This window comes from Methanohalobium sp. (assembly GCF_018609725.1).
Taxonomy (GTDB): Archaea; Halobacteriota; Methanosarcinia; order Methanosarcinales; family Methanosarcinaceae; genus Methanohalobium.
This window is the reverse complement of sequence record NZ_JAHENT010000145.1, coordinates 1-5,409: the sequence shown is the minus strand read 5'-3', so window position 1 is coordinate 5,409 and position 5,409 is coordinate 1. Positions and strand designations below refer to the sequence as shown.

The window sequence follows — 5,409 nt, the reverse complement described above, 5'->3', positions numbered from 1 at the left end:
TGTGCTGTTTGTTCAGACATTAATCCAGCAGCACTTAGTTCAACTTCAAAGTCTGTACCTATTTCTGTTTGATCAGTCTCAAGAGTAACCAAATGATAATCATCTTCTAGTCTCTTCTCTTGAGCCCATCCTGGAAGGTAGGATAGAGAACTATCTGTTTCTCTAATCACATTAAATCTCCATACTCCTTGCACTCTCCTGAGATTACCTACATTTGTAATATCAGTTGGGGTATTACTATCGTCATAGTCTTCCAGTGCAATTCTACTAGTAGTCTGGTTTTCATTCTCCACCTCCAAGTGAGTAAAGGGAATGTTTTGAGTTATATTCCCACTGGAATCAAATCGATCAGCATTAAACCAGACGGCATTTGCTTTATGTGCTACACCATGAGGCACAGCAAATGTGAATATCAAATCATTAAATGTAGCATCAACATCACGGAAAAATAATGTAGAGTTATTGGTACCAATATAAGCTAGAGTATCGAGATAATCTACGTAGACACTTGGTGTATATTCATGAAAGGAAGCCCACACACCCCTATCTGGATAATATGAAATTGTATCATCTCCAATAGTGAACATTGACCTTCCTTCATTAGCATCATAACCAACATTGATGCTACTCTGGTTTCTGAGAAGATTATCAAAATACGCACTCAGTCCAAATTGTTCAGTAGTTAGTTCTTTAAGACCCTGAGAAGACAAATGATAAATGGAACGAGCATCTTTATCAACCCAAAAGTATCCGGTTTCAGATTTTACCTGTGCTTTAAACGAGTCCAGTCCCCCAAACCCAAGTTCAGTAGCAGAAAACTCTTTGGGTGCGACTTCAAATATATCGCCAGTACCAATAAATGCACTAGTTCCCTCAGAAGTCTGAAGTCTTTCTCGACCTCTAGTTTGAATCAAGGTTCTTTCCATGTGAATAAGAAGGTTGTCATTGAATTCTGTAAGATTGACAACCTCACCTCTATTTTCATCTACATCAATAAAATCTTCTTCCAAAAACCTTCTAAATGACTCACTTCTACCTGATTTAGTATCTCCAGAAGATCGAATTATTCTATTATAGTTATCAGTATTTGTTATGTCATATGGATCCCAGGCAAAATTAGGTTTTGTGTCATTAATACTCGCATACTCCTCATTCCATTCGGGATAATTATCGGACTCAATAAAGAATCTAGACCAACCTCTTGCAATTAATATCTGTTTGTTAGGTGGGCTATTACTCGTGTCGTATTCATTTGTACTTGGTTCAAGATCCTTAATATTTGGAATCACTCTCCAATCTTTAAGCAATCCACCAGTTCTAGGTGATCGTCTGTTGTAAATTCCATCACCATCTGATACAAAATCAGTTGGAATTCGAGATTCTACATAGGAATCATAGCTGTGACTATAAGGCAGAGGGGTAATATTAATATTTCCTTTCGTACCTACTTCTTCCTGTATTCCAAGACGAACACCTTTTCTTTTACTCGTTCCATCAACAGGAAACCCATCGCTGACCTCAACAAGCCAATAGTCATCAAATGCTGCATCCCAGGATGAATCTCCATCGTCCGCTAATGCAAGAAGTGTGTTTGCCTTAAATGTATTCTTGCTAATGAAACAATCTCCACCAAATACATCAATTTGTTCAGCATTACCAGATCCATCAATATATCCCCTACCTCCTGTATTAACTAATTCTTGATTGTCATAGGGATGGTAAACATTTTTAATCTGCTGACACATATCAAAGATAAATCTACGACCTCTACTGATTCCTCCATTTTGAGTCTCAAGTACAACTTTTGATTCTCCAAACAGATTATCCATTTTGTATGAAAAACCAAATTGCTCTAGATCCACGTTTCTCTGATTTTTATCTACATAGACGGGACCATTTGTAATATTTCTAATCCAATCACTATCTCCACTATTAATAGTTGTTCTATTGGACTCGGCATTGTGGAAGATAACTTCATCTGGTGAAGGCTGATGTTCATGCTCGGTGTACTCAATACCTCTTATGTGACTTACTCTAGATATATCTGGCCTATTAATTAAAGAGTATGTAGGTCTACCATAGAGAACAAACTGATCACTACCCCAGGTCTCTCCAGTGAATCCATTTCCACTAGCATCGTGTTCATGAAGTTCATCAAAACCATGAGTACAATACACATCATCCTTGAATACCTTATCTCCCTGTTGAAATGGTCTGTAACCATCTTCACCAGAGGATTGGGTTGCAGATTCTTCATCTAACCATCCATTTTGAAACGATCCTTGATCAAGTATGAGCTTATCAGAATCATCTCTTTTAGCATAGTAGATTTTATATCCAACAAGTTTTCCAACAAGAGAACTGGGGATATTAATATTTTTGAATGTAACACCAGAAATATTAGCTTCTCTCCTGCTACCATTAATATTTGTTGGTCTGTTAGCAGTATATGTAGGACCGGGAAATCTATGGTGTCTTACAGGAGTATTGCTGTATGTCTTTGTACCACTGGCATCAGTAAACTGCTCAGTTGCAAAAGGCTCCTTATCAGGATATGATTCATCTTCATTCTCCCAAAAACCCATTGTATGAGTTGAATCGGGTTCTGCAAGAATTCTAAATCGCTCTCCGCTCACACCAGAGTTTGAGTAATTGTCTCTCTCATTCCCAATAGTAGAAGGTCTACCGGGGATATGAAAAGCAGGAGTCTCTCTACCACTTTCTTTAATGAATGAGATATAGAATGCGTACACTTCCCCTCTCTTAAATCCAGTTTTCTTAATCCTTGTAGTATCGTCTTGTATAGTATTTCCTGTATCTACAGTATAATCTGTCTCAATATTAAGTGCAGTTGCTTGAAGATCAATCCTCTCTGATCTACTTAGACTAGCAGACTTCAACCCACCCATGTAAAGCTGATTATCGTATTCAGTTATAGTATTTACTGTCTCATATTGAGGTTGATCGATAACAATTTCATCTAAACTACCGACAGTTTCATCTTCTGAACCAGTATAGGTATATATAATTGAGGATGTGTTAATGGTAATATCCGCTACATTTGCTACCTGAGTTCCTTTTATAGCTGATATTCTGAGTCTATCATAGCTTGTATCAAGACTATTAAGAGTAAGTTTAATAGCCTTACTCGTAGTTTCTTCATCATCAGTACCAAGAGGAATGCGTTTATTAACGACAGTATTAACCTTATCCCTACTGATTTTGATAGGTTGGGTTATTAGGAAGTAGTCAGTAAGGGTTTGGTCATCATCTATATACGCAAATGCAAGTTGATAAGTACCTCCACTAAGGTTTCCACCTTGGTCTTCTATATTGTAGTCGTAGCTGACTTTGGTAGTATCTGCTTCAGCTGCATAGTCAGGGAATATATTCAGTTTTCTAACATTATTAATTGTTTTTCCTTTATCTACATTATAAAATCTAGGAGGATTAACGCCATCAGTCCAGTAGAGAATTAGATGACCTTCATTATCTATACTGTATTCACCATCAATATAATTCGCGTTACTAAAGAGACTCCCATTGAAGTTTCCATCACTAAGAATCGTAGTATCTGTATTAGTAGTATAGTTATATTCTCGGATAATTCCATCTCCATTGTCAATGGCGAAGAGGTAAATACTATCTCTTTCAGGAACTGTAATAGTGCCAATTACATCACTAAAACCTGATAGCTTATTGGTTTTGTAATTCTCTGTTGCAATGGCACCAGTAACATCATTCAGTACACCATTTTGTAGGTGTCTATAAGTCCCCTCTGGTTGAGCAGAAGGATCAACATCTTTATTAAGTCCCTTATTGAACCTCATTAAAGTGTATCTGTCAGTTCTAGTTTACTAAAATCAATTTTTCCTTCAAACTCTTCAAGTTCTTCTACATCCACTTTATCTGCATCCATCTCCGGATAAATTCTACGAACTTCATCCATATCTATCTCCTTCCCTGGACAGGTTTTTGGTGTTGGATCTTGTTCGTAGGCTTCTCTATGTCCGATAATATTTTCGTCTGATATTCTATATTTTGCCTGTAGAGATCTGCATAGGATCTTGAAGGAGTCCTTCTGATCCTCCGTCCATTCTTCGTAATCGTGGTGTCCTTCAAAGCAGATTCCAAGACTTTTAAAATTCATTCGAGATGCTTTACAATGGGCTCCCACATATTGTTCTTCGCGACCCTTTTTTATAGTACCATCCTTACGAATATAGTAATGGTATCCTATAGTTGAAAAACCCCTTTCCTCCTTGTGCCACCTAATAATATCCTCAAGATTATCATTTTCTCCATCATAAGCAGCAGTGTGAACTACCAAGTATCGTATATCTTCAGGTTTAAGTTTCAACATTTCTATCCATAAAAGTTGTCCATCATTTTAAAATTCTTATAGTGAAGATCATCATCTTTGAGTTTTTCTTTGAGTTTCTTTTTATTCCCTTTATTACCCCTAGTTGCCCGAAATCTATAGACTGTTTTATTCCTTACAGAACAGTTCTTTTTATTCCAATAAAATCTACAATACCAGTCATCTGTATGGTAAATGAAGTATTTAACTCCATCTGGATTATCTTCTGAATATAAATCTTCTTCATCATAACCTCCTTCTGGAGCCTCATCTGCTTCTCCTGAAAGTAGCTCTTTTTTGTACTTGTTAGTTGCACCCCAATTAACTCTAGGAGTACTGTGATCTCTTGGGACTCTGATGACTGAAATTGTAGAAAGATGTGCTCCCATATTAAGAATATAACCATCTGTTACCTTATCCATTGACCACATATTAAAAAGCTCACAACAATCCCGATATTCAGAATATGACAGGGGATCATTGGTTTTATCTTTATAATCCTCATACATTGTCTTTAAAGTATGAGACTTAGGCATCTTCGTTATTTATTTTTTCAACAATTTTAGTTTGATAGTAGTCTACTAGTCCTCCAATAGCAGAAAAGACAGTAAAAACAGATGCCCAAATGAGAATATTAGGCTTGTTCAAAACTCCATAGCTTACGAGTACCCAGGCTACCAGTACTCCAATAGCTCCTCCAATTCCTGTAGAACTGCCTTTTGTTTTCTTAAGCCACTTAAGTATTACTTTCATTACTATCCTAATCTAGATCAACAAAGAAGTTACTATAATCTCCACTTGTATTATCATAACTTGTAAAGTTATACTCAGATGGCTCATTTCTGTAATTCAAGTGTGGAACCATCGTTACCCAGTTTTCGAAGAACTGTTCATACTTAGAAACATCAGGCATTTTAGCACTATTTCTTGCCTGATTACAGTACTTAAGCCATCTTTTTTCTACCTGAGGATATTTTAATCCAGCGGGATGTTCTTTACCCCCCTCAACCATTTTTAGTACGATATACCAGTAAAGAGCCTGTTTATGG

5 protein-coding genes are annotated in these 5,409 nt (G+C 36.7%); all 5 read right to left on the bottom strand.

The window, feature by feature from the left end; genetic code table 11:
• The coding region (locus QZ276_RS09785) for a hypothetical protein (protein ID WP_292487540.1) at positions 1-3,830 on the bottom strand (3,830 nt) is incomplete at its 3' end.
• Positions 3,830-4,363 (bottom strand): peptidoglycan recognition family protein, encoded by a 534-nt coding sequence (locus QZ276_RS09780; protein WP_292487538.1) that lies wholly within the window; start codon positions 4,361-4,363, stop codon positions 3,830-3,832. The genes QZ276_RS09785 and QZ276_RS09780, both read right to left, overlap by 1 nt.
• A gap of 2 nt (positions 4,364-4,365) precedes the next feature.
• Positions 4,366-4,791 (bottom strand): hypothetical protein, encoded by a 426-nt coding sequence (locus QZ276_RS09775; RefSeq protein WP_292487536.1) that lies wholly within the window; start codon positions 4,789-4,791, stop codon positions 4,366-4,368.
• 97 nt (positions 4,792-4,888) lie between these two features.
• The gene (locus QZ276_RS09770; protein ID WP_292487534.1) at positions 4,889-5,113 is read right to left on the bottom strand and encodes a hypothetical protein; all 225 of its coding nucleotides are present in this window, start codon (positions 5,111-5,113) and stop codon (positions 4,889-4,891) included.
• Positions 5,114-5,120: 7 nt separating this feature from the next.
• Positions 5,121-5,409 (bottom strand): hypothetical protein (locus QZ276_RS09765; protein WP_292487532.1); only part of this gene is annotated, 289 nt, incomplete at its 5' end.

Excerpts from the sequence above, each read along its gene's own strand:
- QZ276_RS09780 (WP_292487538.1), bottom strand. The coding sequence starts at position 4,363 with ATGTTGAAACTTAAACCTGAAGATATACGATACTTGGTAGTTCACACT.
- QZ276_RS09770 (WP_292487534.1), bottom strand. The coding sequence starts at position 5,113 with ATGAAAGTAATACTTAAGTGGCTTAAGAAAACAAAAGGCAGTTCTACA.
- QZ276_RS09775 (WP_292487536.1), bottom strand. The coding sequence starts at position 4,791 with ATGTGGTCAATGGATAAGGTAACAGATGGTTATATTCTTAATATGGGA.